The organism is Neobacillus sedimentimangrovi, from assembly GCF_010614825.1.
Classification (GTDB): domain Bacteria; phylum Bacillota; class Bacilli; order Bacillales; family Cytobacillaceae; genus Neobacillus; species Neobacillus thermocopriae.
Map to the genome: position 1 here is coordinate 36,587 of NZ_JAAFZF010000008.1, position 26,716 is coordinate 63,302.

Below are 26,716 nucleotides of genomic sequence, written 5' to 3' on the forward strand. Positions count from 1 at the left end.
ATACTCATATTGAAATCCTTAATACAGGGTTGAAAGGTTCTTTCTGTCAGAACCACCCATATCCCCTGCTATTTTTTTGGTCTGGATGATTTTGTTGATTGGTTCGGTTTTATAGGCTGAAGATAAAAAAGGTCCAAGGTACAGCTTGATATACCAGTCCGATAAGATGGTATCAAGGAAGTGTGCCAAGGACCTTTATTAGCCTAATAGAGTCTGATCTTCTTGATTCTTAATTGGATCAATGTATTGTGAGTCGAACACTTTTGCTTCGTCGAGCTCTTTTTTTAGTATGTTTAGGCTTTTTGCTCAAAAAGTTTTGTAATTTCAATGATGGTTTTGGTAGCTTTGATCATATTATCAACGGAAATAAATTCGTATTTACCGTGGAAATTTTCTCCGCCTGTAAAGATGTTCGGTGTCGGAAGACCCATAAAGGACAACTGCGAACCGTCAGTACCTCCACGAATAGGTTTAATAACCGGCTTGATGTCCAAGCTCTCCATCGCCTGTTTGGCAATTTCAACAATCTCAAACACTGGCTCAATTTTTTCACGCATATTGTAATATTGGTCTTTCAGTTCGAGTTGGATGGTTTCGTTTCCATATTTTTCATTTAAGGATTGGACGATGGATTCTATCGTTGCTTTTCGCTGATTAAATTTTTCTCGGTCGTGGTCGCGAATAATGTAATAAAGCTGCGTTTGTTCGACCTCACCGTTAAAAGAAATCAGATGATAAAATCCCTCATATCCTTCGGTGTGTTCAGGAGCCTCTTGTGCAGGAAGTTGGTTATGTAATTCCATAGCAATTTTCATAGAGTTGACCATTTTATCTTTTGCTGATCCAGGGTGAATGTTGTTCCCTTTGATTGTGATCTTTGCCGCTGCTGCATTGAAGCTTTCATATTCCAACTCTCCAAGCGGACCACCGTCAACTGTGTAGGCATATTTGGCGTTAAACGCCGTAACGTCAAACTTATGAGGGCCTCGTCCGATTTCTTCATCAGGTGTAAACGCAACGCGCACCTTACCATGTTTAATTTCTGGATGTTGGATGAGATAAGCCATAGCGGTCATAATTTCGGTTATGCCTGCTTTATTATCTGCCCCAAGAAGGGTAGTGCCGTCTGTGGTAATTAATGTATGGCCTTTATAGTTGGCAAGATTTGGAAAGTCTTTAGTAGACATAACCACATTGAGCGCTTCGTTTAAAGTAATATCGCCGCCATCATAGTTTTCGATGATTTGTGGGTTGACATTTTTGCCAGTAAAATCGGTGGCCGTGTCTACATGGGCCAAGAATCCAATCGTCGGTACCTCTTTATCGGTGTTAGAAGGCAAGGTTGCCATGACATAACCATTTTCGTCAATGGTTACCTCTTCCATGCCTATTTCTTTTAACTCTTCGACCAACATGCGTAAGAGTTCCCACTGTCCCTCTGTAGAAGGACAAGTATCACTGCTCTCATCCGACTGCGTGTCAATCTTGACATAGGAAGTAAATCGTTCAATCAGTTCGTTTTTCATTAATCACTGCACTCCCCTTATTGTTAATAATTACATAAATATCATATCACTTTAGGAGAGCGGTTACACTTTTTAGGATAGTGAAAGGGTTTTCTACAAGATTGGTGAAAGGGTTTACTGTATGTTACGTGGGGTTAAAAACTATTAACTGGTGAAATGTACGGTCTATTTCAGGTTATTTTTATTTTATGTTTATTAATGATAATATAAATAACTGATATTGGAAGGAGGAAAAACTAATGACACATGAAAATCATTCTTTACCCCCAAAAACATGTACGATTGATCGTTTGATAACGTTGGAAGAGGATATTAAAAAGGTATTATCTGGTAAAAAAACAGCAACACGCCGCAATGGAAGGTATGCTGACCTTGGTGAAATCATGACACTTGAAGGTCGTAAATTCGTGGTTGAAAAGGTTTACCCTCAAAGCTTGGGCGAATTGACCGATGAAGATGCCCGCAGTGAAGGCTACCAATCATTAGAAGAATATAAACAATCGATTCTATCCTTACATCCCGGAATGCCATGGCTACCGCAAATGCGGGTTTGGGTTCATGAGTTTCGTCCGCTAGAGGAAAAATAATTGTAAAACCGGTCCTATTTAAAGACGGACCGGTTTTTATTGTATGCCCTGTCTTAGAGTAAAACGAGTCTACCCTCAAGTAACACGCCTCCATCTGCAAAAATAGTATGCGTACCTAAGAATATTGCCTATCTTGAGATATCTCTCACCCAAAACTAATTCATTGTTTTATTTAGGAAATCGAAATTATAATAGCATTATAGAATGAATGGCGGTCTGGAGTGGAGGCATATGAAATTTTTATCAACATACACAAAAAAGTACGGTAAGGCATTTAGCATTGCGGTTTTGTTTCTTACCATAGAAACAATATGCGATTTATTGCAACCAACGATTATGGCGATCATTATTGACGAAGGTGTTGCAAAAAGAGATATAGGATATGTCATGAAAATGGGCGGACTAATGCTTTTGATTACCGCCTTTGGTGCTCTTGCCGCTTCTACTCGAAGTATATTAGCTAGTATTGTCTCACAAAATTTTGGTGCAGAGTTAAGGTATGATCTTTTCAAAAAAATTCAAACTCTTAGCTTTAAAAATATTAATAAGTTTGACCGTGCGTCTTTAATAACTAGGTTGACAAACGATGTAACCCAGGTGCAAATCTTTGTCAACGGCCTAATGAGGATTTTTGTGAAGGCTCCGCTTTTAGCCATCGGCGGTTTGATTATGGCAACACGTTTAAATCTCCACCTTTCTATTGTCCTCGCGGTTGTTGTCCCTATCGTTGCCTTATTAATCTTCTTTAATATGAAACTTGGATTCCCTCTTTTTTCTAAGGTTCAGAATGCCTTGGATCGAGTCAACAGCGTGTTGCGGGAGTATTTGTCTGGGGTGCGTGTAGTAAAGGCCTTTAACCGATTTGAGTTTGAAGAAGCTAAATTTGCAAGCGAAAATGAACATTTTAAAAAACAATCTATTGCTGCAAACCGTCTTATGTCTGTTTTTAGCCCTGCAATTATGCTGACTGTCAATCTTGGGATTGTTGTTGTTCTATGGCTAGGCGGCCTAGGAGTGAATACAGGAGAAATACAAGTAGGTCATATCATAGCTTTTATTAACTATATGACACAAATCTTATTTTCTTTGATGATGATATCAATGGTATTTTCTATGTTTGTCAGAGCAAAAGCTTCAGCTGCCAGAATTGGTGAAGTGTTTACCGAGGAGAATGATCTGACGTGGCAAAATCAAGTTTTATCACAGGCCGAAAAAGGAAGAATTGACTTTGAAAATGTTTCGTTTTCCTATAATCCTGAAAATAGTGAACCTGTCTTAAAAAATATTAATCTGACCATTCTTCCCGGGGAAACCGTTGGCCTCATTGGCTCCACTGGTTCCGGGAAAAGCACGTTGGTTAGTCTAATTCCCCGATTTTATGATGTCACGAGCGGGTCAATTAGAGTTAACGGGGAAAACATTTATGAGATGGATCCAAAAGAACTAAGGAAAAAAATCGCTTTTGTTCCACAGCGAAATGTATTGTTTACAGGGACGATAGCTGAAAACATTCGTTGGGGAAAAGAGGATGCCACTCAGGAAGAAATCGAAACCGCCGCACAAATTGCATGTGCTCACGATTTTATTACCGCATCCCCGGAAGGATATGACACTAGAATCGGCCAAGGCGGGGTTAATTTTTCCGGCGGTCAAAAGCAGAGGCTTTCCATTGCCAGAGCATTGGTAAAAAAACCAGAAATTTTGATTTTGGATGATAGTACAAGTGCACTTGATGCGGCAACAGAAGCAAAAATGAAGGCAGCTTTAAAAAAATATACCGAAGGGTTAACCACCATCTTGGTTGCCCAAAAGATTTCCTCTATTATGGATGCACATAAAATCATTGTCCTTGACCAAGGTGAAGTGGTGGGAATTGGAACCCACCAGGAATTAATTAAGAATTGTGTTGTATACCAAGAAATTTACCGCTCGCAAATGGGCACGGAGGTGGTGTAAATGGCTAACGAGAAACAATTGCAGGGGAAGAATAACCCTCCAGGACCACTATCTCTAAGACCGGGCGGAGGTGCCCACTTCCGAGGGCAAGTTATCAAACCGAAAAACTTTCAAGGAACGTTGAAGCGACTCTGGGGTTATATTGGTAAAGAGAAAAAAATTCTCACGCTTATTTTTGTATTTATCTTAGTAGATTCCATCTTGATGTTGATGAATCCGTTTCTTATGGGAAAAGCGATTGATGCGATGACGGCAAACAATGAAAGTGTTGATTTTGACTTCCTTGAAATCATGCTGATTATCTTGACAAGCGCTTATATTGCTAATGCCTCTCTCAACTTTTTCCAAGGCTGGTTGATGGCAGGTGTTGCTCAGCGAATTGTAAAAAACTTGAGGGAAGCACTATTTAAAAAACTACAGAAGCTGCCGGTTTCCTTTTTTGATTCACGCACACACGGGGAAATGATGAGCCGTCTTTCCAATGATGTGGATAATATTAGTAGTACGATTTCTCAATCTACTACCCAATTCATGTCTGGGGTCATCGTTATCGGTGGTTCTCTGATCATGATGGTGATTCTTAGTCCCCTATTGACACTGGCAAGTCTGATCACAGTTCCGTTAGTGTTTTTACTAACAAGGACAATTGCCAAACGCACGAAAATATTATTTAAAAATCAGCTAATACAACTTGGGAAACTAAACGGACATATTGAAGAGACGATTGCAGGTATTGAGGTAGTGAAAGCCTTTAATCATGAGGAAAAAGTTATCCAGGAATTTAATGAAGTGAATAATAATCTTCGTGAGGTTAGCCTTAAGGCACAGATTTGGTCTGGTTTTTTGATGCCAATCATGAACGTAATTAATAACTTTGGCTTTGCGGTTGTCGCGATCGTCGGAGGTACCTTGGCTATAAAGGGTCATGTAACTGTTGGAGCTATTGCCAGTTTTATCACCTATTCTAGACAATTTGTCCGGCCGCTAAATGACCTTGCTAATATCTTCAATATACTCCAGTCTGGTGTAGCCGGTGCAGAACGCGTGTTTGAAATTATGGATGAACAGGAGGAGCCGGCTGATTTACCACATGCGGTGCCGTTAACTGACCCTAAGGGCCACGTCGTGTTCGAAAATGTCAGCTTTGGTTACCGTCCTGATGTTCCAATTTTAAAAAATATTAACTTTGAAGCCAAGGTTGGTAGCAGCATTGCCTTAGTCGGGCCCACGGGTGCAGGAAAAACAACGATCGTTAATCTCTTGACCCGATTTTATGATGTAACTGACGGAAAAATCCTCTTAGATGGACGGAATATCCGTGAGTATACGAGGGACAGTTTAAGGCGCAGCTTTGGTTTTGTACTACAAGATACGTATTTGTTTTCAGGTACGATCAAGGAAAACATTAGGTACGGCAAGGCCGATGCGACGGATGATGAGGTGGTGAAGGCGGCACAGTTGGCAGGAGCAGATGCTTTTATCAGACGATTACCACGAAAGTATGACACACTTCTTTCTGAAAATGGAGGGAATTTGAGTCAAGGTGAACGTCAGCTGCTGGCTATTGCCAGAGTGATTTTAGCTAAGCCGTCACTGTTAATTTTAGATGAAGCAACAAGCAACATAGATACAAGAACAGAACTTCATATTCAAAAGGCATTTTCGTCTTTAATGAAAGATCGAACGAGTTTTATTATTGCTCATAGGCTGAATACCATTCGACATGCTGATCTAATTATAGTAATTGATAAAGGGGAAATTATTGAGGCAGGATCCCATAAGCAACTGATGGAGAAAAAGGGAAAATATTATCAAATGTACTCTAGTCAAGTTCAAATAGCTGTTGGTAAAAGTTAAAAAATATGAAAAAACAATGAAGCAAAATAAATGAAGGGGCTGTCTAAAAAGTCCAATTAAGAGAAAAATGAACCCAAATTAAAAACCCAAGAATGTTGATTTAACAGCATTCTTGGGTTTTGCTTTTATAAAGATTTCGGCTGAAATACCACTTTCCGGACAGCCCCTTTTTAGATTAAAAGAATAGTCTAGTGTCATCATCCTAGCGTTGTAACGCCTACGCTCTTCTCCCTACTCCCACAATCCCTATTGTCTTTCACTCTCTGCCCTACGATAAGTCAACATCAAATCGCCTCACGGTTCCTTGTGTTTCCTTTATCTCAATTGGAGGCCACCACAGGGAACGCTTCGGCAGCATCCACATCGCACGACCGAAAGCGATAGCTTTTGGGAGGAGGTCATACGCCGTTAAGCAGGGCGCTTTCGCTTTTCTGATAAGTGAAAGGATATATGACTTCGATAATTGTCTAGCTTCAGCGCCCTAGCGTCTAGTGCCTTTCACTCTCCGCCCCTACGATAAGTCAACATCGCTTCGCCTTACGGCTCCTCGTGTTTCCTATATCTCAGTTGGAGAGTTCCACAAGGAAGGCTTCGGCAGCATCCACATCGCACGACCGAAAGCGATAGCTTTTGGGAGGAGGTCATACGACGCTGACCAGGGCGCTTTCGCTTTTCTGTTAATGACATATGTAAAGACACGTGTTAAAATACAATTTGATTAAAGTAATTCTAATATAAATAGTTTGGGGAATAATGTAAATATCTCTGTAATAGAAGGGAGTCAATATGGAAAACGTCAAAGGTATTTTGAATGGGAAATGGCAAGGCCGTTCAGGAGGAAAAGAGGTGTCCAGTCGTAAATTACTTGGTATTGCAGGTATGGGCTGGATGTTTGATGCAATGGATGTAGGAATGCTGTCTTTTATTATTGCTGCATTAAGTGTGGAATGGGGTTTAACACCAGGACAGATGGGCTGGATTGGTAGCATTAATTCAATTGGGATGGCTGTCGGTGCTCTTGTTTTTGGTTTTGCTGCGGATAGAATTGGTCGAAAAAATGTATTTATTATTACCTTATTATTGTTTTCCTTGGGAAGTGGTGCATCTGCATTCACAACAACTTTAACAGCCTTTTTAGTGCTAAGATTCTTGATAGGAATGGGATTGGGAGGAGAGTTGCCAGTCGCTTCAACACTTGTTTCTGAAAGTGTCCCAGTAGAAAAGCGAGGACAAATAGTTGTTTTATTAGAAAGCTTTTGGGCAGCAGGATGGCTAATAGCAGCCATTATTTCTTATTTCGTGATTCCAGAGTGGGGCTGGCAAACTGCTTTGCTGATTAGCGCTCTCCCTGCTTTGTATGCATTGTATTTAAGAATAGGACTACCAGATTCACCGCGTTTTGCTGCCGTTAAAGACAAAGAAAAGTTAACCATATTTCAAAATCTTACAAAGCTTTGGTCGAAAGAATATGGGCGGCAAACGGCCATGTTATGGATTGTTTGGTTTTGTGTCGTTTTTTCCTATTATGGGATGTTTCTCTGGCTGCCTAGTGTAATGGTTATGAAGGGATTTAGCTTAATTAAGAGCTTTGAGTATGTTTTAGTGATGACACTTGCCCAATTGCCGGGTTATTTTACAGCTGCATGGTTTATTGAAAAAATGGGTAGGAAATTTGTGTTGGTTGTCTATTTAATTGGTACGGCTGTAAGTGCCTATTTCTTTGGTACTGCCGAGTCAACCACACTTTTAATGACATCAGGGATTCTTTTATCCTTCTTTAATTTAGGTGCATGGGGTGGACTTTACGCATACACTCCTGAGCAATATCCAACCATAATTCGAGGAACTGGTTCAGGGATGGCGGCTTCATTCGGAAGACTAGGTGGTGTGCTTGGCCCATTGTTGGTTGGTTATCTTGTAGCGGAGAAAGTTTCTGTACCGGTTATTTTCACTATTTTTTGTGTTTCGATTTTAATCGGGGCATTAGCCGTTTTCCTATTGGGAAAAGAAACGAAAAGACAAGAATTAGCATAAAACATTTTGGACAAGGAGATTCCGATTTTCAGGGATCTCTTTTTCATTTATTCCGTTAATTTATTATAAAAAAAATATTTTCTAAATTATTTTAAAATAATAGAAAATGGTACTAGACGAATGAGAGGTTATTTTGTACAATATTTTCAGAATATTATCTTTATTAGGAAGAGTAACACAATTGTTGGGAAAATTTAAAAACAGGGGGTCATGCTATGAGTAGAAAGAAAAAATTAGCCAGTATTTTTGCGTCATTTATGATGGCGGCAGGTGTATTGACAGGCTGCGGAGGTGCAGCCGGGACAAGCGGTGGTGGAGAAAAAGGGGATACCATAAAAATTGGTGCTAACCTTGAACTTTCCGGAGGGGTTGCTTCTTATGGACAATCCATTAAGGAAGGAATTGATTTAGCTCTTGAGGAAATCAATAAAGAAGGCATAGATGGTAAAAAATTGGAGCTTGTAGCTGTCGACAATAAATCAGAAGCACCAGAAGCGATTAGCGGTGCAACCAAGCTGGTCAGCCAGGACAAGGTTGTCGCTATAATTGGTGCAGCAACAAGTGGTAATACAAAAGCACAGATTGAAATTGCACAAAGCAACAATATTCCATTAGTAACTCCGACTGGCACAGCCGCAGATATTACAGTGAAAGATGGAAAATTAAATGATTTCATCTTCCGGACTTGCTTCATCGATCCATTCCAAGGGACAGTAGCGGCGAATTTTGCGATTAATGATTTAAAAGTAAAAACTGCAGCTATCTTTATTGACAGCTCAAGTGACTACTCTAAGGGTCTTGCTGAATCCTTCAAAGAGCTATTTACAAAAGAGGGCGGACAAATTGTCTCTGAAGAAGCATATGTAGCGAAGGATACAGATTTCCGTGCCCAATTAACAAATATAAAAGCGAAAAGTCCTGAATTCATCTTTATTCCAGGCTACTATGAAGAAGTGGGTCTAATTATAAAACAGGCACGTGAACTAGGTATTTCTGTACCAATGATGGGTGCTGATGGTTGGGATTCTCCAAAACTAGTAGAATTGGCTGGTGCTGATGCTCTGAACAACACGTTCATTACAAACCACTATTCATCCGGAGACTCAGATCCAAAAGTTCAAGAATTTGTGAAAGCATTTAAAGCGAAATACAAGGATAAATCTCCAGATGCATTTAATGCTTTAGGCTATGATTCTGCTTATTTCCTTGCTGATGCTATTAAGCGTGCAGGCAGCAGTGATCCAAAGAAAATTCAAAAAGCCCTTGCAGAAACAGATGGTCTTGAACTTGTAACTGGAAAAATGAAGCTTGATAAGGACCACAATCCAATTAAAGCTGCTGTTATCTTAGAATACAAGAATGGCGAACAAACATTTAAGACAAAGATTAACCCTTAATTGAAAGCTATGAATTTTGATGGTTATGTTGTATGAGGTGAATTGGTGCAGGTTTCCCGTACCGTCTGCGAAAAGCAAATTGCTAAGTGGAATCAACATATACCAAACAAATTTTATAACGATCAAAATGAATAGGGAGCATATAATGTTCCCTATTCCAATTTTTAAGGATTAGGAAAAATTTCCTATCTCCATTGGAGGGAGTGGCAGACATGGAACAACTGATACAACAGCTAGTAAATGGAGTTTCCTTAGGCAGTATTTATGCGTTAATTGCCCTTGGGTACACAATGGTTTACGGGATTGTTAAATTAATAAACTTTGCCCATGGAGATGTGTTCATGGTCGGTGCGTTTATTGGTTTTTATTCCATTACTGTTCTTGATTTGGGTTTTCTCCCATCATTGCTTTTGGCCATGACTACATGTGCAATTTTTGGCGTATTAATTGAACGGATTGCGTACAAGCCGTTAAGGAATGCAACAAGAATTGCAGCATTGATAACAGCGATTGGAGTTTCGTTATTTATTGAATATGGCATGATATATGTTCGCGGCGCACAGCCGGAAGCCTACCCTAATAACGTAGTTTCCATAAAAAGTTTTGAAGTGTTTGGCATTAAAATCAGTGGACAATCTTTGTTGATTCTCGCTGTATCTATTGTTCTTATGATTCTGTTACAATTTATTGTTCATAAGACGAAAATTGGTAAGGCGATGCGAGCAGTGTCTCATGATATGGATGCGGCTAAGTTGATGGGGATTAATGTAAATAACACTATTTCAGCAACTTTTGCCATCGGATCAGCATTGGCTGGAGCTGCAGGTGTTGTTTTTGGAATGTATTACACAAAAATTGATCCATTGATGGGGATTATCCCAGGGCTTAAAGCTTTCGTTGCGGCCGTTTTGGGTGGAATTGGCATTATCCCTGGTGCGATGGTCGGCGGATTAGTACTTGGGGTTATTGAATCACTTGTAAGTGCTGCAGGCTTCTCACTCTGGCGTGATGGGGTCGCCTTCGTCGTGTTGATTTTAATATTAATTTTCCGCCCATCCGGATTATTCGGCAAAAATGTTAAGGAAAAAGTCTAGGGGGTGGCTTGAACGATGAATGTATTTAAACAGGCAAAAGGTTTTTGGTTCACTATCGTTTTAGCCGCAATATTTTTTGTGGTCATGCAATTTCTTATTAATGGGGGAATCCTAAATCCCTTTTATGTGAACACGTTGTACACAATTGGTATTAATATCATTCTTGCCGTTAGCCTACATTTAGTGATTGGTATTACCGGACAGTTTTCCATTGGACATGCTGGGTTTCTTGCTGTCGGAGCCTATGTATCGGCGATTATTACCATGAAATTAGGTTTACCATTCCCTGTGGCTTTATTGGCTGGCGGGGTCGTTGCCGCGATTGCTGGAATCATTATTGGAATTCCAACTCTAAGGCTGAGAGGTGATTACCTCGCGATTGCCACCTTAGGGTTTGGAGAAATTATGAGAATTTTATTTTTAAATATTGAATATGTGGGCGGCGCCAGTGGGATGACCGTGTCTCACTTGATTACATGGCCGTGGTTGTTTGGTTGTGTTCTTGCCACGATTATCGTCATCGTCAACTTTACAAACTCTACCCATGGACGGGCGTGCCTCTCGATTAGGGAGAATGAAATTGCCGCAGATGCGATGGGTATTAACACCACTTATTATAAAGTAATGGCGTTTGTCATTGGTGCTTTTTTTGCTGGAGTAGCCGGTGGACTTCACGCTCATAACTTCTATATTATTCAACCGACAAACTTCGGCTTTTTGAAGTCATTTGATATTTTAATTTTGGTAGTGCTTGGTGGATTGGGAAGCATGTCTGGCTCGGTAATTGCTGCCGTTTTATTAACAATTATCTCGGCATTCCTCGCCAATTACCCAGAATTGCGAATGGTTATTTATAGCCTTGTACTGATTGTGATGATGTTATTCCGTCCACAAGGCTTGATGGGAACAAAAGAAATTACTACATTCTTAAAAATGAGCAAAGCCGCTAAAGGGGGGTCTCAAGATGGCAGCAGGCAAACCGTTGCTTAAAGTAGAAAATGCTGGAATCAGATTTGGAGGGCTAAAAGCTGTTTCTGGGGTCACCCTTGAGCTCCGGCAAGGAGAATTAGCAGGCTTAATCGGTCCGAATGGTGCCGGAAAAACGACTTTTTTTAACTTGTTAACCGGTGTATATGTCCCAACAGAGGGTAGCATTTCATTAGTTGGCGAAAAATTAAACGGGCTAGCCCCCTATAAAATTACGAAGAAAGGGATCAGCCGCACATTCCAAAACATCCGACTATTTAGTGATATGACTGTTTTGGATAATGTAAAGGTAGCCTATCACTCATTGGCAAAGCATTCTATCCTCAGCTCCATTTTTCGTTTCCCTTCTCACTTTAAAGGAGAAATGGAAATGGAAGAAAAGGCCATTGAGTTTTTAAAAATTTTTAAACTAGATCATGTCCGCCATGAAAAGGCGAAAAATTTACCGTATGGGCAGCAGCGACGTCTGGAGATTGCCCGGGCGCTGGCGGCAAAACCAAAATTATTACTCCTTGATGAGCCAGCAGCAGGGATGAATCCGCAGGAAACAGAGGACTTAATGAATTTGATTGCATTAATTCGGGAAAAGTTCGAGTTAACCATTCTATTAATCGAGCATGATATGAATCTCGTCATGGGTGTGTGTGAACGCATTTATGTGCTTGACCATGGACAATTAATAGCAGAGGGAACCCCCGAGCAAATCAGAAATAATCCAAAAGTCATCGAAGCATATCTCGGCGAGGAGGTCTCTTAACATGTTAAAGGTGAATGATATTAATGTTTATTATGGAAATATTCATGCATTGAAGGGAGTTTCGCTAGAGATCCATCAAGGGGAAATTGTCACATTGATCGGAGCAAATGGTGCCGGAAAAAGCACACTATTAAAAACACTTTCCGGTTTATTAAAGCCGAAAAGCGGCGAGATTTTATTTGAAAACGAACACCTTGCTGGAAAAGTTCCGCAATTAATTGTAAAAAAAGGAATTTCCCATGTGCCTGAAGGTCGTCGTGTTTTCGCCAATATGTCTGTGGAAGAGAATCTCGAATTGGGTGCCTATTTACGTAAAGATAAACAAGGCATTCGTGAAGATTTCGAAAAGGTGTTTCAGCTATTTCCGCGTCTTCACGAACGCCGAAAGCAATTATCTGGAACGCTCTCAGGCGGTGAGCAACAGATGCTAGCGATGGGTAGAGCGCTAATGGCACGACCAAGGCTTCTCCTTCTAGACGAGCCTTCTATGGGGCTTGCCCCACTGTTAGTAAAAACTATCTTCCAAATTATTGAGGAGATCAATAAAACTGGCACGACGATTTTATTAGTGGAGCAAAACGCTAATATGGCTTTATCCATTGCAGATCGTGCGTATGTAATTGAAACGGGCAAAATCGTTGCTTCTGGAAGAGCTTCGGAGCTGGGGCAAAGCGATCAAATTAGAAAAGCTTACCTTGGCGGTCATTAATCAAGAGGCTGAACTGCCTGTGTTAAGTAGACAGTAGAATTAAAAAATGATTTTAGCGGCTTTAGTCTTTTATACAATGGGACTAAGGCCGTTTTACGTTTCTTTATATTTTTATTGTGATAGAAGTAAATATTCTTCTCAATAGCCCATTGATAGCCTCCGTTTCTTCATGTTTGGAACGTACGACCGAAAGCAATAGCTTTTGGGAGGAGGTCATACGCCGCTGAACAGGGAGCTTCCACTTTTCGAGTAAGATAAGAAAGCGTATATTCGAGTTTGAGAACTGTCTAGTTCCAGCTCCCTAGCGTCTAGTGCCCTTCGGTCTCCGCCCTATGATAAGTCAACATCGATTCGCTCCGTCTCATCGTGTTTCCTATATCTCAGTTGGAGAGCCTCCAGGTCATACGCCGCTAACCAGGGAGCTTCCACTTTTCTATTATTCAACCCTTTTTTTCCCTGGGCATTCACCTATATTTCATAGAAGCATAAGATGTAGTGTTAATCCTCTTTACATTTATCACCAGTGAAGCTAGCCTTCAGAAATACGATTTATAAGGTCAGTTGTTTAAAAGGAGTGTTGAAAATGGCAGGGAAAGTGAAAAATTATTTTGCCGGCGGTAATACAGCAAGGGGATTCCACAGCCTATACGACTCCAACCTTCAAGGACTAGAGCGCTTATTTATTTTAAAAGGTGGACCAGGGACGGGAAAATCTTCTCTTATGAAGAAGATTGGTTATGAATGGCTTGAAAAAGGTTATGATGTGGAATTCCTTCATTGTTCTTCCGATAATCAATCCATTGATGGTGTAATTATTCGTGCTTTAAAAGTGGGTGTGGTAGATGGAACGGCCCCTCATGTTATCGAACCGAAAATGCCTGGAGCGGTAGAAGAATACATTAATTTGGGAGAAGCATGGGATGCGAAAGTTCTCGCTGCTCACAAAAATGAAATTGAAAAGTTGACTAACCAAATTAGCGAGGCATTTACTAATGCTTATGCAACCTTTAAAGAAGCATTAGATATACATGATGATTGGGAAAAAATTTATATTAACAGCATGGATTTTCAAAAAGCGGATCAATTGACGAATAAGTTAATCGAATCATTTTTTGGGAAAATGAAGCTTAATAAGAAAGCAGATGTCCGTCATCGGTTCCTAGGGGCAGCCACTCCGAAAGGTGCGGTTGATTTTGTCCCAAACTTAACAGAAGAGATTCCAAAGCGCTATTTTATAAAGGGACGCCCAGGCTCTGGAAAGTCGACCATGCTTAAAAAATTGGCTGCCGCTGCTGAAGAGCGTGGAATTGACGTGGAAATATACCATTGTGGGTTTGATCCTAACAGCTTGGATATGTGTATTTTTAGAGAGCTAGGCATTGCCATTTTTGATAGTACTGCCCCACATGAATACTTCCCGAGCCGTGATGGTGATGAAATTATTGATATGTATGAATTATTAATTGAGCCTGGTACGGATGAGATTTTTGCCGATATAATAGGTAAGATTTCCGATAAATATAAAAATAAAATGTTAGAAGCTACTAGCTATCTAGCCAGAGCTAAAGAACTTCATGATGAGCTTGAAGCCATCTATGTTTCAGCTATGGATTTCTCAGTAGTCGAAAAGATTCAAGAGGAAATTACAAAAGAAATCCAAATGCTAGAAAAAGCAGACCACTAACTTAAAAGTGCCGGGGAAAATAGATTTCCCGGCACTTTTATTTTTGTGGATTTGTTTTACTTTGTTGATCTTTATTATGCTTATTCCCTTTACTGTTGTCACCGCTGACGAATTCAGTGGCAAATTCTGCTTCCGCTTGACTAGCACGAGGTGAATTTTGATTATGACTGCCTCTATTATATTTTTTTGTCATTTTTCTTCTCCTTTACATTGGAATAATGTTAGTTTGACATGGTACGATAGTTTTATGTATCCAAAAATTGGAGGAGATTAATGTGGAATCTTATATTCTCACGTTAAGAAAAATGTTTGAAGAAAATCGCAATGAGCAAAATGCCTTTCATATGGAAAAATATATGAAGAATCATTTTAAGTTCTTTGGGATAAAGTCTCAAAAAAGACGGGAAATAGAAAAGCAGTTTTTTTCGTGAAACAGGAATATTGAAAGAACCGTTTAACCAGGAATTTGTTATGGAGGTGTGGAAACTGGATGAACGGGAATTTCAATATGCTGCATTAGATTATATTGAAAAATCACTGAAAAAATTAATTAAGGAGGATTTGCCATTTATCGAACGGCTTATTATGAGCAAATCCTGGTGGGATACGGTGGATGTGCTGGGGCCAAAAGCTGTCGGTGCCATCGCCAGCAAGTATCCTGAGGTCATTGAAGAAACCATTAGTGGATGGGCAATTAGTAACCATATGTGGCTAAGGCGTGCCGCTATTTTATTTCAATTAAAATATAAAGAAAATACGAATGAAGAACTGCTTTATCAATACATACGGCAAAATGCGGACAGCAAGGAATTTTTTATTCAAAAAGCAATTGGATGGGCATTGAGAGAATACTCAAAAACAAATCCAGACTCGGTTCAACGATTTATAGATCATCAGAAATTGGCTCCGCTTAGTGTCAGAGAGGGTAGTAAGTATCTATCTGTTTGAAACGGATTTGGTGAAAATCTCCAATTACTCGTGATACAATGGCAACTATAGAAAAAAGAACGGAAGGTGACAACATGATTAAATGTATAGCAACCGATATGGATGGAACATTATTAAATTCAATGCAGCAAATTAGTGAGGAGAATAAAGCGGCTATTTTAAAGGCACAGAAAGCTGGGGTTGAGGTTGTCGTAGCTACTGGCAGGTCTTATCAGGAGGCAACTTATGTCCTTAACAAAAAGGGAATAACTTGTCCGATTATTTGTGTCAATGGTGCAGAAGTGCGTTCTAAAGAGGGTGAGGTAATTTCTGCAACCCCAATTAGCAAGCAGGTGGCTCGTGAGGTAGCGGCAAAACTGGAGGAAATGGATATTTACTTTGAAGTCTATACGGATAAAGGGACCTACTCGGTCGATCTTGAAAAGGCCGTTTCGATACTTGTGGACATTGTTGTTACCGCCAATCCTGAGGCCGATCCTGAATTTGTTAGACAAAAAGCAGAAGCCAGACGGAGGGATGGTTTAGTTCATCCTATAGATGATTATGAAACTCTTTTTAAAAATGATGAATTTCGAATCTATAAGTTTCTGGCATTTTCCTTTGACATGGACAAATTGAAAGCTGCAAGCGAATCACTAAAAAAATTAGAAGATCTGAATGTGACGAAATCAGGCGTTGAAAATATTGAAATCACTCATCGAAATGCCCAAAAAGGAATTGCCTTAGAGGCGTTTGTGAATGCAAGAGATATTTCCCTGTCTGAAACGATGGCAATAGGCGATAATTTCAATGATGTATCTATGTTCGAAAAAGCCGGTCGGGCGGTAGCAATGGGGAATGCAAGTCCTGGAATTAAGTCACTTTGTGATTGGGTTACGGATACAAATGACGAAAGTGGAGTGGGCAAGGCTATTTTAGAAGTTTTATAAGATTGGCGAGGTATTAGCCTAGATTATTAACGTTTGAGAGGTTTCATTTTTTCTTATTGATTTTGTTACTTTCAGGCGGCTTTATGGACGGAAACGCTCCAAATGAATGAAAGGAAATCACGTAGAGTCGGAGATTCTAAAGTGGATAGAAAAGTCATCTCACTGCCAAGGGCGTGTGCTAGTTTATTCCCAAAGTCAAAAAATAAATTTACACATCTTGCAATAAAAAGGAAAAAGGTGTTAGGTACCATTTTCCTTTTATTTGTAAGATCATAAGATCTCGATTTCTAAGGTGTTGACTTGGGAGATGAGGAGTTCTTCGTATTGTTTTTGGGCCTGATAGTAGATTTCTTGTTCCCCATAGGAAGGGTTTTCTTTTTTAATTTTGTCGATTAGGTCTTTTTGGATTTTTTGAGATAGGACGATCATTTTATAGTGTTCACGTTCTGTTGCCCAAAATTTTTCTTCTCCATATTCTTTAATCATGTTCGAGGCGGACTCGAACTGGGAATATTGGCCGCGCACTTTCTTAATCGCTTCTTCTACTTCTTCGTTTGTTGCCGTGTGTCCTTTCTCTTCGGCAAGTACCGCCATGGAACGAAGGCGGATGATTTGGGTTAACAATTGGTTTTGATCTTCAATATTAGTTTTTTGGGAATCTAAGTAGGCCAATTCTTCTTTCAATTTCTCTCCTGAGTAATTTTTTCGGGCTGTCTCACGGTTCATTTCCAATTGTAGCTGATTAATCAACTTATAAAAATTGATCTCTTCTTTGGTAATCCATTCTCCGTTAATTTTGGCTACACCTTCCGCCTTCTTCACTTCTATTTCAATTATTTTTTCAGTTTTTTTACCATTCTTTTCTACTATAAATACTGCTTCGTATTTTCCGCTCATGGATAAGTCCGCCTCACCGGAGTAAATTCCATTTCCTTTATCTGTGAATTTGACCTCACTTGTTCCATGGGCCATATTTTTCATTGATAATAAGGCTTTAATTGTTAACCCTTCTACCGCTTTCCTATCTTCTGTTACTTTAATCTCAATAGTAGAGGTTTTTCCAGCTTCGAAATAGACATCTTTCGTCACTTTAATGTGATATTCAGAACCTGAACTACAGGCCGTCATGAGTGCCATGACAAGCAGTAAAGCCAACACCGTCCGTTTTTTCATACTTCCATACCTCCTAGGCAGTACTTATCTAAAAATTCTCCTACTTTATATTTCTTTATTTTACCATCATTTAGATAAGCAACATGAGTGCAAATTTGTTTTATTTCGTCTATGTGATGGGAGGAAAGTAAAATGGTTTTATTTTGTAGAGATTTTAACACTTCTAAAATTTCTTTTCTGCCCATCGGGTCAATCCCGCTCGTTGGTTCATCGAGAATGAGAATATCTGAATTTTGGTAAAGAGTGATTGCAAGTCCGAGCCGTTGAAGCATGCCTTTGGAATAATGTTTGACCTGCATGTTACGGTCATCCCATAAACGTACGGTCATGAGCACCTGCTTCATTCTTTCGGTATCAGCTATTTTTGAAATAGTCTCAGCAAAAAAAGTTACATTTTCTAATCCAGTCAAATTGGGATATAGCATAAATTTTTCTGGCAAATACGAAATGACTTTTTTCCAGTGATGGGTCTTATTAGAAACGAACGCCCCATTGATGGTAATTGAGCCTTGTTTTACCGGCAAAAGTCCAACCAAGCTTTGGATAAACGTAGATTTTCCGGCTCCATTGCGGCCAACGAGGGCACAGATTTCACGATGGTCGATGTGAAGGTCAACAGCGTTCAACACTTGCTTTCTTCCGAAAGATTGACTTAACTTTTCCACTTTAATCATCACTCATAAACATCCTTCCTGTTAAAGAATACTGCACCGGCAAACGATCCGACCATCCAGAATACAAAATTACCAACTAGGAAGGCTGAGGGTTCTGTCCACATAAATTCCTGTAGGAGCCTTGACATATGGCTAAACGAATAAACTTCCATGCCCGTTTCTAAAAATATCCGTATTGCCTGCAATGGATTTAAAAAGTAGAAAGTGGAAAAAACTTTTACATTTTCATGAGTAATATCTGGTAATAAAGATAGTAGTATAAAATCGTGTAAAAAGAAAAAGTAAAACCAAATAAAAATTGTATGGCCGATAATTTGCATCCTTGAGCGACTAAAGCTGCCGATTGCTGCACCCACTTGCAAAAACAACACTGACATCAAAAGAATGCTTAAAATAAAAATCAGATAACTTTTAATGTCAAGCTGGAACTGAAATTTCAATAAAAGGAGATACAAGAAAAACCAGGTTAAAAGCGGCAAAAGAACGACCACACTAAGCCCAAGACTTTTTTTTGCTAAAAAACTGGCGTAATGTTCTTTTTTTGTTAGCAACATTATTAAGGTTTTCTGTTCTTTTTCTTGAAAAATTGAGAATGCGCCAATAAACAAGCACAAAATCGGAATAAAATAAACAATTGTATCAAACAAATTGATTAGTAGAATATAGAACCCATGATCAAGGGGATGGGTGGCGAAGCGGATCAGGATAATGAGAGAGATCAGTATAATAATGCTTACTGACAGCCACAGTCCTTTACCTCTTATGTTTTCCTTCCATTCTTTCCAAATGTAATGCATATGGATATCTCTCCTTTATGAGAATCACAGCCAACAAATTAAGGACAGCAACCAGGATGAATGAGTGGTTCCTTTTTGTCTGTACAAGTGGATGTGGATCTTTGAACATAACCTCATTGTCATTTAAAGCAGCATTAATTTTTTCATAGATGGTAATGGCAGGGCTTTTTAAAAATAGATTGGTTAATTCCTGCTTCTCTAACAGATGATGGAGTGAAGAATAGTATGTTATTGGAAAATCTCCGATACCGTTTTGGTCAAGGTCAGTGAGAGGGAAGAAAGTGCCCCAATCATTGCCTTTGCCGTCTTTGCTCCAAGAATTGCTTTCTCCTTTACCGCCGATAACGGCTGCAGGAATTGTATTTTCATAGATTCTATTCGATGTAAAAATTTGTTCATTGGAACTGGACCAAAGCTCAATGCCAATCTCATTTTCAATAATCTTGTTGTTTTTGATGATATTTTTGGTGGACTGATCAATATACATGCCTCTCTGGTTCATATAAAACATATTGTTTTCAATGTTATTTTCATTTGCCTGCAATAGTAGAAGCCCAAAAGATTGATTGCCATAATTGATGAGAAATTGGTTGTCCTTCAGTTTTAGGCGATTCGAGTTCATGATGGCTGCCCCGCCTTGATTCATAGTAAATATATTGCGTTTAAAAATATTTTCATCAGAATACATATAGTGCAAGCCATATCTTGTATGTCTGATATGGTTATCATAGCTTTTGTTTCGGTTCGCATAGTCAAAGAACATGCCATCGCGTGTGCCCTCGATCTTGTTGTGGGCAAGTAGATTGTTGTTAGCATAATAAATGTGCAGTCCGTTACCTTGAGCAGCAATTTCCCCCTTGCCCATCCCTTTAATGTCATTGTATTGAATCGTATTATTATGGGCCTGGCTCAAGTAAATACCATGATAGGAGTCACGGATTTTCACATGTTCAATGACATTATGATCTGTATAAATTTTGATGGCCGCATACTCTTCAGCTGTATTACGATTCTTGCCACCATGAATGACAGTAAGATGACGAAGTCTTACTCCCGGTGCTTTGATGGAAATGACATTGCCGGTCCCGTCCCCTTTAATGACCGTATGTTTTGAACCAATAATAGTAAGTCTTTTATTAATGACGATATTGCCCTCATACGTCTTGTTTCCCAACTTCAATACTGCTCCTTCTTTCATGGAGTCGATAAGTGACTGTAGGTGATTAGAGGCTACATATTCCTCTGGATTGCTCATCAAGATAAGAGAGAAAAAGATTAATAGGAGCGAGATTTTTTTCATTTTGTCTTTCGATCCTTCCATAACGGAATGAGTAATAGAATAAAAGCGACAATGAGAAGATAGGCCCCTAGTCCAAGTACACTATTTGTTACAAAATTGGCAACGGTGTTTTCCCCAATAATAGGCGGAATAAACGGATCAATCTTAATGGGTGCTGTGGGGCTTAGATTCGTACCGAACTGGCGAAGGGCTTTTCGGAGATCCCAGACCCCTAATGCACCACCTAAAACATATAAGCAGATTAATCCGTAAAGAAAGAATTTTTTCCTGAGAATGGCGGTTATTATTGTTAGGAAGGCGTATCCGCCGACAATATAAGGCAAATAGGTTAATTCGGGAAAGGTTTCTTCACTAAAATTGGCCATTCCGATGTAATGGTTCAGGCCGTTAACGATATCGATTTCTCCTTCGAGTTTATAAGGATAAACAATGATATTCAGACCTTCCGGATATTGTGGTGCAAAAAAAATCATTTTCCACCACGGCAAAAAGATGGAGACGACAAGTAAAATACCTGAAACTACAATGATAATGGAAGAGACACTAGACAATTCTTTGTTGCGGGCGTTCAAGTTTACCACTCCTCTTATAGTAAAAAATTCCAAATGGAAAAGGGCAGTTCCCATCTTGTTCATACACTGGGGGATGGGAACTGCGCCAGTTGTTTATTGTTTTGGTTTTACTAGGAAGTAACCCGTCATTTCTTGGTGCAAGGCAGAACAGAAGTTGGTACAGTATATAGGGAATGTACCTGCTTTATCTGCTTTAAATTTGACGGTATTGGTTTGACCTGGCTGCACTTCGATATTCAGGTTATAGCTGTTGATTGCAAAACCATGAGTTATATCTTCATCGAAATCGATATTGGTCAAATGGATGGTGACCTCGTCGCCCTCATTCACTTCGATGACGTCTGGACGTTTTGATTTGACATCAAAGATAAATTTGGAGCGCATTGCAATACCGTATACATCGACCTTATTACCGTTGCGAACGATTTTAGCCTGATCTTGTTTGTAAATGGCATCTTGGTTTTTCTCGTCTTTTTCATACACTTCAATTGTTTTAATTTTGTTGGCCTTAATCATTTGTGCATAATGTGGCTCAGGATTGACTGGAACAGATTGGATGACCTTCATCTTGCCACTAATATCAATTAATTGCATCGATTCAGGATGAGAAGGTCCGACAGACAAGTAGCTATCTTTTGCAATTTTATTTAATGCTACAAGCCATTTCCCATCTGGAGATACGGTGTCTCCTTCAGCCGCAACAGAGTGACCAGGAGAATATTGTACAGGCACGCGATCTAATGTTTTTCCGGTCTTAGGATCCCACTTCACGACTTCAGAAGAAATAAACATCGTTGTATAAGCCATGCCTTGGTCATCAAATTGCGTATGGAGTGGTCCAAGTGCATTTTCAGGATTGACTTCGCGTTCCATAACCGATTCGTATTTTAGAATGGGTATGCCATTACGGTCTCCAGCAAATTCTTTTTGTTCAATGGCCTTAAATGCTTTTTCAAATGAGAATACCGTTAACGCGGGAGCCAATTTACCAGATGCGATGAAGTACTTACCGTCAGGAGTAACGTCCACGCCGTGCGGTGATTTTGCGACTGGTACTAAATAAATGCCTCCTTTATGCTTTTCCGGAAAAATCATTTTTTGACCATCAACTTCTTCATACTGTCCGTTCTTAACCATTTTCGCTAGTTCCTTCCAATTAAAAAGAACAATATAGTCACGGTCAGCTTGTGAGGCGTTAATTTCCAGATTCGTTGTCGCTTCTTCCGTATTATAGGTGGTCATCACGGCCCAATCAGCGGACACTTTTTTACCGGCATCAGAAAGGTCATAGGACCAAGGTGGTAGGGCAACTTGATATTCAATGTTCAGCTTTGTATTTTTCTCATCGAATGTAACCGCTGACATGACTCCTCGATATTTTTTGCTATAATCATCAAGTGGTTCGTACTTGGATCCTAAGGGAACGGAAAAGCGGGTTGGTAGGAACAAGTACTCTGTGTTCTCTGTAACAAAGGCTGCACAGTGCGGACCACTTGTATTTGGAACATTAATAATGTCTTTAACAGTAAAGGTTTTTAGATCCATAACGGCTGCACGGCTGTTTCCAACATCGGTTGCAAACATATATTTGCCATCATAGTCTCCATTCGTTTCAGAAAATGCCGGGTGATGAAGGTCACCCCACGTATAATCACCCATCATTTTCTTAGAATGCTCGTCAAAGCCGTAACCAGTTGCAGAATCCGGTGAAAAGACAGGTACGGTACGAATATGCCGCATGGATGGCACTCCGTAAATAAACATTTGTCCGGAATGGCCACCAGATGCAAATAAGTAGTATTCATCTTGTTTTCCAAATGGTACATAAACTTTTTCCGCATCACTCTTCGTACTGCCTGAAACGGTTTTATTCTCCGAGCGAGAGGAAAAGTTGCCGAAGGAGATGGTTGCTGCTAAAAACCCAGCTAATAAACCGGATGTGATAGGAACCCATTTTTTCATTCATTTACACCCCTTAACAATCAATTTTCTGAGGCTTTCTTGAGCAACTCGATGACTTTCACGCGTTCGTCATCGGTTAACGGGTTGCCGCTTATAACACTTGACATAACAGCAGATGTAGGTTCTTTTAAGAATTCCTCAATAGGCTTGCCATGCTTTCCTTCTACATTTTCATAGGCTTTAGAGAGATCAGGGCCTGTTGTACCACCTTTTAAACCTAGTGAATCAACGGAATGGCAGCTCAAGCATCCCTTTTGATTGAGAATATTGTCACTTTCAGGAGTTGCTACAGAGGCTTCCTCTTTTGGCTCAGTGCTTTCTTTGACTGTAGTTGATTCTTGATGATCTGCCTGGGTAATTTTCGCGTCATTGTCGTTGGTATCCATGATGACGCCAAAGACAAGGTATCCCAGGCCAAAGCCAAGCAAGGCACTCAGTACAAAGCTAATAATGGCTTTATTCATGTTTGCCCTCCTCCTTTTTCAATTGAACAATTTGATGTTAATCTTTGGAAATTTTTTTATTAGTGATGTTCATCACGGATATTGATGGGATTTTGAACGTTTTGTGAAGGGAGGAGCTCAAGGGTTAAAATCATGCCGTTTAAAAAAATTGAACTTTTTGTGAATATGGCTAATTTTTGGTAGTGCAAATGGAGAGTAAATTATCAATTAAAAAAGGTAATAAACGTGAAAAAAGTGAGAATTTCATTTAAGATGAGAAGGAAAAGCTGGTGGGAAAATGGAGCCAGTAAAAGGGGAAACTCACTTTAAAGTGGTGAAGTATTGTGTTATAATTCGTAGTATTGCATATATGAAGTCAGGCAAACTATTGGAACAAGTTGGTATTATTTACAAAAAAATTAGAAAAATCATTTTATCAGAAAAATATTGACGGTATTTTAATATAGTTATAAAATATAAATCGAATCCCTTCTTCTTTAGATGAAGCTTATCAACATTAGTTTTAGCATTTTAAATCATACTATATGGGGAAGGATTTTAATAATTTTTTTATTTATATTTGCAAGCGTTTCCATTTGATGACAATGCAGAGGGGGAAATAAATTGGCAAACAAAGAACTGCAAAGAGGTTTAGGTTCACGTCATATTCAAATGATTGCATTAGGCGGAACCATTGGCGTTGGTCTTTTTATGGGTTCTTCTAGCACGATAAGTTGGACGGGACCATCCGTTATGCTCGCATATGCCATTACAGGACTTTTCTTATATATGATTATGCGTGCTATGGGTGAAATGCTCTATTTGGAACCAAGTACAGGATCATTTGCTACATTTGGTTATAAGTATATCCATCCACTCGCAGGATATATGACTGCATGGAGTAACTGGTTCCAGTGGGTAGTTGTAGGTATGGCAGAAGTGATTGCGATCGGCGAATATATGCAGTATTGGTATCCAAATCTTCCTGCATGGATTCCAGGACTCATCGCAATGATTATTTTGGGTGCAGCAAACTTTATATCTGTTAAGTCTTTTGGTGAATTTGAATTTTGGTTTGCAATGATTAAAGTTGTAACAATTATATTAATGATTGTAGCTGGTTTTGGTCTGATCTTCTTCGGTATTGGAAATGGAGGAGAAGCGATCGGCTTATCAAACCTTTGGGAACATGGCGGTTTCTTTGCAGGTGGAGTGAAAGGATTCTTATTTGCTCTAGCACTTGTTGTAGGTTCTTATCAAGGTGTGGAGCTAATAGGGATTACAGCTGGTGAAGCGAAAGATCCTCAGAAAACATTAAGAACTGCGATTCAAAGTACAGTTTGGCGTATCCTTGTTTTCTATATTGGTGCAATTTTTGTAATTGTTACCGTTTATCCTTGGGATCAATTATCTTCCATTGGAAGCCCGTTCGTAGCAACCTTTGCAAAAATAGGTATTACAGCAGCTGCTGGAATTATTAACTTTGTTGTAATTACGGCTGCGATGTCTGGATGTAACAGTGGTATTTATAGTGCTGGGCGCATGCTTTATACACTTGGAGTAAATGGTCAAGCTCCAAAAGCCTTTGCAAAAATTACAAAGAGTGGAGTGCCTTTATTTGGTACACTTGGCGTATTAATCGGTCTTGGTGTCGGCGTATTTCTAAGTTATATTGCACCGGAAAAACTGTTTGTTTACGTTTATTCTGCAAGTGTTCTTCCAGGTATGGTTCCATGGTTTGTTATCTTAATCAGCCATATCAATTTCAGAAAAGTTCATGCTGATAAAATGGCCAGCCATCCATTCAAAATGCCTTTGGCGCCTGTTACTAACTATCTGACAATTGCTTATCTAGTTGCAGTGCTAGTTGGTATGTGGGTTAATGATGACACTCGTATCTCACTAATTGCAGGTATGGTGTTCCTTGCACTTGTGGTGATTAGCTATTATGCATTTGGAATTAACAAGCGTATACCAGAAAATCTTCAAGTAACAGAGAGAAAAGTAGGCTAAAATCCTGTCTATTTGAGTGATAAACAAGCATGATAGATTTAACTAATAAGCAAGGTGAATTTGAGGGTACTCAAATTCACCTTTTTTTGTGTAAATCTTTCTTTTTCTTTAATTGATGAAAGTTTTAATAAATGGTCCTTTTTTGTTACTTCGAAAACTTATAGGTCCAAAACCGTTCGTAGTTGATCCAGGCCAGAACTTGAGGATCTTGGTTTTTAAGTTTTTCGGACATGTCGGCCAACATTTGCTCGGTTTGGGAGCGGTGCGCTTTGATAGCAGCCAGTTTGGTCTCGAAAACAGGGCTAATGTCGCGGATGATATCGGCTTCACCTAGTTTTTCGACACAGTCATTGGAGAAGGCGACACAGTGTAATTTTGGCCGTGCGGCGGCTGGTAACTTTTCGACGGCACGGACGACCGCTGCACCGGTGGCGTCATGGTCGGGATGGACAGAATAACCGGGATAAAAAGTAATGATCAGGGACGGGTTCAATTCATCAATTAATGACGATATTGTATTTGTCAGCTTCTCTTCATCTTCAAATTCAATCGTTTTATCCCGGTATCCCATCATTCGAAGATCTTGGATACCTAAAATGCGTGCCGCTTCTTGTAATTCTTGTTTTCTAATTTTGGGGAGATTTTCTCTGTTTGTAAACGGTGGATTCCCCATATTGCGTCCCATCTCTCCTAAGGTTAGACAAGCATAGGTAACCGGCGTTCCGTTTTTGATGTAGGTGGCAATCGTTCCTGATACCCCAAAGGCTTCATCATCTGGGTGGGGAAAGACAACGAGGACATGGCGTTCTTTTTCCATTGTGAATACTCCTTTCTGCTTAGAGCTTTGTAAATGGATTGGCTAGTCTCCATCCAATTTTCACAAAAGGGTGTTTCGTATTTTCTATTCAAACGGAGTTGGACTGATTTCTAAAGCTACGGCTAGCTTCCCTTTATGGTCGTGGCCGGCAAGAAGCAGGCGGCCTAACTCATCAATTTCAAAGTGAGTAATTCCCTCTGCATAAATCCAACCAATATTCATTTTTAAGCCGACACGGTAAGGCCCATTTCCAGTAATTTTCCCTAATTCATAACGGACTTGGGCATTGCGGATGTAGGCTCCTGCTGAAAAAAAGGATTGATCATAATGGGATGCATAGGCCCCATTGGTAGTTTCCAGGTGAATATAAACATCTTTATTGGCAAAATGATTAATGAGATCCTGAACGCGTTTTACATCCACGAACTCCATAACCAAATCCTCCTTTCCCTTATTGAAACGGTGCTTTATTAATACTTAATATTGTAATTATCATACTA

The 26,716-nt window shown here is 39.6% G+C and carries 25 protein-coding genes; 14 read left to right on the forward strand and 11 right to left on the reverse strand.

The window, feature by feature from the left end:
- Positions 1–293 precede the first annotated feature (293 nt).
- Positions 294–1,526 (reverse strand): peptidase T, encoded by a 1,233-nt coding sequence (pepT, locus tag GZA11_RS04975; protein WP_163183127.1) that lies wholly within the window; start codon positions 1,524–1,526, stop codon positions 294–296.
- A 239-nt stretch (positions 1,527–1,765) separates the two neighbouring features.
- Here pepT and GZA11_RS04980 point away from each other — a divergent pair, with 239 nt between their 5' ends.
- From GZA11_RS04980 to GZA11_RS05025, 10 genes are all read left to right on the forward strand, one after another.
- Positions 1,766–2,113 (forward strand): ASCH domain-containing protein, encoded by a 348-nt coding sequence (locus GZA11_RS04980; RefSeq protein WP_163183128.1) that lies wholly within the window; start codon positions 1,766–1,768, stop codon positions 2,111–2,113.
- A gap of 231 nt (positions 2,114–2,344) precedes the next feature.
- Positions 2,345–4,069, forward strand: a complete 1,725-nt coding sequence (locus tag GZA11_RS04985; protein WP_038537989.1) for an ABC transporter ATP-binding protein — start codon at positions 2,345–2,347, stop codon at positions 4,067–4,069.
- Positions 4,070–5,926, forward strand: coding sequence for an ABC transporter ATP-binding protein (locus GZA11_RS04990; protein WP_038537987.1), 1,857 nt, complete (start codon positions 4,070–4,072; stop codon positions 5,924–5,926).
- A 786-nt stretch (positions 5,927–6,712) separates the two neighbouring features.
- Positions 6,713–7,960 (forward strand): MFS transporter, encoded by a 1,248-nt coding sequence (locus GZA11_RS04995; protein ID WP_051968230.1) that lies wholly within the window; start codon positions 6,713–6,715, stop codon positions 7,958–7,960.
- Positions 7,961–8,175: 215 nt separating this feature from the next.
- Positions 8,176–9,357, forward strand: coding sequence for an ABC transporter substrate-binding protein (locus GZA11_RS05000; RefSeq protein WP_163183129.1), 1,182 nt, complete (start codon positions 8,176–8,178; stop codon positions 9,355–9,357).
- Between the two features lie 212 nt (positions 9,358–9,569).
- A complete protein-coding gene (locus GZA11_RS05005; RefSeq protein WP_038537982.1) occupies positions 9,570–10,451 on the forward strand; it encodes a branched-chain amino acid ABC transporter permease in 882 nt (293 codons plus the stop codon).
- Between the two features lie 15 nt (positions 10,452–10,466).
- Positions 10,467–11,441, forward strand: coding sequence for a branched-chain amino acid ABC transporter permease (locus tag GZA11_RS05010; protein WP_163183130.1), 975 nt, complete (start codon positions 10,467–10,469; stop codon positions 11,439–11,441).
- The gene (locus GZA11_RS05015; RefSeq protein ID WP_038537977.1) at positions 11,416–12,195 is read left to right on the forward strand and encodes an ABC transporter ATP-binding protein; all 780 of its coding nucleotides are present in this window, start codon (positions 11,416–11,418) and stop codon (positions 12,193–12,195) included. Before GZA11_RS05010 ends, GZA11_RS05015 begins: the two co-directional genes overlap by 26 nt.
- 1 nt (position 12,196) lies before the next feature.
- Complete coding sequence (locus GZA11_RS05020) at positions 12,197–12,904, forward strand: ABC transporter ATP-binding protein (RefSeq protein ID WP_163183131.1); 708 nt, start codon at positions 12,197–12,199, stop codon at positions 12,902–12,904.
- Positions 12,905–13,487: 583 nt separating this feature from the next.
- A complete protein-coding gene (locus GZA11_RS05025) occupies positions 13,488–14,588 on the forward strand; it encodes a PRK06851 family protein (RefSeq protein ID WP_038537971.1) in 1,101 nt (366 codons plus the stop codon).
- A 37-nt stretch (positions 14,589–14,625) separates the two neighbouring features.
- On the opposite strand, the gene GZA11_RS16450 is transcribed toward GZA11_RS05025, so the two are convergent.
- Positions 14,626–14,781 carry a hypothetical protein gene (locus GZA11_RS16450; RefSeq protein WP_200878189.1) on the reverse strand — a complete coding sequence of 52 codons (156 nt, stop codon included), beginning with the start codon at positions 14,779–14,781 and terminating at the stop codon, positions 14,626–14,628.
- A gap of 163 nt (positions 14,782–14,944) precedes the next feature.
- Between GZA11_RS16450 and GZA11_RS16975 the strand changes: the two genes are divergently transcribed.
- The 3 genes from GZA11_RS16975 to GZA11_RS05035 all read left to right on the forward strand — a co-directional run bounded on the left by GZA11_RS16975 (position 14,945) and on the right by GZA11_RS05035 (position 16,465).
- Entirely contained in the window at positions 14,945–15,019 is a 75-nt protein-coding gene (locus tag GZA11_RS16975) for a hypothetical protein (RefSeq protein WP_328822031.1), read from the forward strand.
- Between the two features lie 40 nt (positions 15,020–15,059).
- Positions 15,060–15,536, forward strand: coding sequence for a DNA alkylation repair protein (locus GZA11_RS05030; RefSeq protein WP_328822030.1), 477 nt, complete (start codon positions 15,060–15,062; stop codon positions 15,534–15,536).
- A 74-nt stretch (positions 15,537–15,610) separates the two neighbouring features.
- Positions 15,611–16,465 (forward strand): Cof-type HAD-IIB family hydrolase, encoded by an 855-nt coding sequence (locus GZA11_RS05035; RefSeq protein ID WP_163183132.1) that lies wholly within the window; start codon positions 15,611–15,613, stop codon positions 16,463–16,465.
- Positions 16,466–16,735: 270 nt separating this feature from the next.
- Here the strand turns inward: GZA11_RS05035 and GZA11_RS05040 are convergent, their stop codons facing one another.
- The 7 genes from GZA11_RS05040 to GZA11_RS05070 form a co-directional block, all read right to left on the reverse strand.
- Positions 16,736–17,638 carry a FixH family protein gene (locus GZA11_RS05040; RefSeq protein ID WP_163183133.1) on the reverse strand — a complete coding sequence of 301 codons (903 nt, stop codon included), beginning with the start codon at positions 17,636–17,638 and terminating at the stop codon, positions 16,736–16,738.
- A complete protein-coding gene (locus tag GZA11_RS05045; RefSeq protein ID WP_038537964.1) occupies positions 17,635–18,312 on the reverse strand; it encodes an ABC transporter ATP-binding protein in 678 nt (225 codons plus the stop codon). The genes GZA11_RS05040 and GZA11_RS05045 overlap by 4 nt, the downstream gene beginning before the upstream one ends.
- Complete coding sequence (locus tag GZA11_RS05050) at positions 18,312–19,109, reverse strand: ABC transporter permease subunit (protein ID WP_163183134.1); 798 nt, start codon at positions 19,107–19,109, stop codon at positions 18,312–18,314. Before GZA11_RS05050 ends, GZA11_RS05045 begins: the two co-directional genes overlap by 1 nt.
- Positions 19,066–20,409 (reverse strand): nitrous oxide reductase family maturation protein NosD, encoded by a 1,344-nt coding sequence (gene nosD, locus GZA11_RS05055; RefSeq protein ID WP_163183135.1) that lies wholly within the window; start codon positions 20,407–20,409, stop codon positions 19,066–19,068. Before nosD ends, GZA11_RS05050 begins: the two co-directional genes overlap by 44 nt.
- Positions 20,406–20,981, reverse strand: coding sequence for a hypothetical protein (locus tag GZA11_RS05060; protein ID WP_163183136.1), 576 nt, complete (start codon positions 20,979–20,981; stop codon positions 20,406–20,408). Before GZA11_RS05060 ends, nosD begins: the two co-directional genes overlap by 4 nt.
- Positions 20,982–21,074: 93 nt before the next feature.
- Positions 21,075–22,943, reverse strand: a complete 1,869-nt coding sequence (gene nosZ, locus GZA11_RS05065; protein WP_038537957.1) for a Sec-dependent nitrous-oxide reductase — start codon at positions 22,941–22,943, stop codon at positions 21,075–21,077.
- Between the two features lie 20 nt (positions 22,944–22,963).
- Complete coding sequence (locus tag GZA11_RS05070; RefSeq protein ID WP_163183137.1) at positions 22,964–23,407, reverse strand: cytochrome c family protein; 444 nt, start codon at positions 23,405–23,407, stop codon at positions 22,964–22,966.
- A 603-nt stretch (positions 23,408–24,010) separates the two neighbouring features.
- Here GZA11_RS05070 and GZA11_RS05075 point away from each other — a divergent pair.
- Complete coding sequence (locus GZA11_RS05075; protein ID WP_163183138.1) at positions 24,011–25,399, forward strand: amino acid permease; 1,389 nt, start codon at positions 24,011–24,013, stop codon at positions 25,397–25,399.
- A 145-nt stretch (positions 25,400–25,544) separates the two neighbouring features.
- Here the strand turns inward: GZA11_RS05075 and bshB2 are convergent, their stop codons facing one another.
- Together bshB2 and GZA11_RS05085 are read right to left on the reverse strand one after the other, a co-directional pair.
- The gene (gene bshB2 / locus GZA11_RS05080) at positions 25,545–26,216 is read right to left on the reverse strand and encodes a bacillithiol biosynthesis deacetylase BshB2 (protein ID WP_163183139.1); all 672 of its coding nucleotides are present in this window, start codon (positions 26,214–26,216) and stop codon (positions 25,545–25,547) included.
- A gap of 84 nt (positions 26,217–26,300) precedes the next feature.
- Positions 26,301–26,648: a YojF family protein gene (locus tag GZA11_RS05085; RefSeq protein ID WP_038537948.1), complete on the reverse strand. Its 348-nt coding sequence runs from the start codon at positions 26,646–26,648 to the stop codon at positions 26,301–26,303.
- Between the last annotated feature and the right edge of the window lie 68 nt (positions 26,649–26,716).

Bases quoted from the DNA above. Each gene is read 5' to 3' on its own strand.
- GZA11_RS05045 (WP_038537964.1), bottom strand. From the start codon at position 18,312: ATGATTAAAGTGGAAAAGTTAAGTCAATCTTTCGGAAGAAAGCAAGTG.
- GZA11_RS04985 (WP_038537989.1), top strand. From the start codon at position 2,345: ATGAAATTTTTATCAACATACACAAAAAAGTACGGTAAGGCATTTAGC.
- pepT (WP_163183127.1), bottom strand. From the start codon at position 1,526: ATGAAAAACGAACTGATTGAACGATTTACTTCCTATGTCAAGATTGAC.
- GZA11_RS04980 (WP_163183128.1), top strand. From the start codon at position 1,766: ATGACACATGAAAATCATTCTTTACCCCCAAAAACATGTACGATTGAT.
- GZA11_RS05040 (WP_163183133.1), bottom strand. From the start codon at position 17,638: ATGAAAAAACGGACGGTGTTGGCTTTACTGCTTGTCATGGCACTCATG.
- GZA11_RS16450 (WP_200878189.1), bottom strand. From the start codon at position 14,781: ATGACAAAAAAATATAATAGAGGCAGTCATAATCAAAATTCACCTCGT.
- bshB2 (WP_163183139.1), bottom strand. From the start codon at position 26,216: ATGGAAAAAGAACGCCATGTCCTCGTTGTCTTTCCCCACCCAGATGAT.
- GZA11_RS05015 (WP_038537977.1), top strand. From the start codon at position 11,416: ATGGCAGCAGGCAAACCGTTGCTTAAAGTAGAAAATGCTGGAATCAGA.
- GZA11_RS05005 (WP_038537982.1), top strand. From the start codon at position 9,570: ATGGAACAACTGATACAACAGCTAGTAAATGGAGTTTCCTTAGGCAGT.
- GZA11_RS05000 (WP_163183129.1), top strand. From the start codon at position 8,176: ATGAGTAGAAAGAAAAAATTAGCCAGTATTTTTGCGTCATTTATGATG.
- GZA11_RS05070 (WP_163183137.1), bottom strand. From the start codon at position 23,407: ATGAATAAAGCCATTATTAGCTTTGTACTGAGTGCCTTGCTTGGCTTT.
- GZA11_RS05085 (WP_038537948.1), bottom strand. From the start codon at position 26,648: ATGGAGTTCGTGGATGTAAAACGCGTTCAGGATCTCATTAATCATTTT.
- GZA11_RS04995 (WP_051968230.1), top strand. From the start codon at position 6,713: ATGGAAAACGTCAAAGGTATTTTGAATGGGAAATGGCAAGGCCGTTCA.
- GZA11_RS05030 (WP_328822030.1), top strand. From the start codon at position 15,060: ATGGAGGTGTGGAAACTGGATGAACGGGAATTTCAATATGCTGCATTA.
- GZA11_RS05050 (WP_163183134.1), bottom strand. From the start codon at position 19,109: ATGCATTACATTTGGAAAGAATGGAAGGAAAACATAAGAGGTAAAGGA.
- GZA11_RS05010 (WP_163183130.1), top strand. From the start codon at position 10,467: ATGAATGTATTTAAACAGGCAAAAGGTTTTTGGTTCACTATCGTTTTA.
- nosZ (WP_038537957.1), bottom strand. From the start codon at position 22,943: ATGAAAAAATGGGTTCCTATCACATCCGGTTTATTAGCTGGGTTTTTA.
- GZA11_RS04990 (WP_038537987.1), top strand. From the start codon at position 4,070: ATGGCTAACGAGAAACAATTGCAGGGGAAGAATAACCCTCCAGGACCA.
- nosD (WP_163183135.1), bottom strand. From the start codon at position 20,409: ATGAAAAAAATCTCGCTCCTATTAATCTTTTTCTCTCTTATCTTGATG.
- GZA11_RS05025 (WP_038537971.1), top strand. From the start codon at position 13,488: ATGGCAGGGAAAGTGAAAAATTATTTTGCCGGCGGTAATACAGCAAGG.
- GZA11_RS05020 (WP_163183131.1), top strand. From the start codon at position 12,197: ATGTTAAAGGTGAATGATATTAATGTTTATTATGGAAATATTCATGCA.
- GZA11_RS05035 (WP_163183132.1), top strand. From the start codon at position 15,611: ATGATTAAATGTATAGCAACCGATATGGATGGAACATTATTAAATTCA.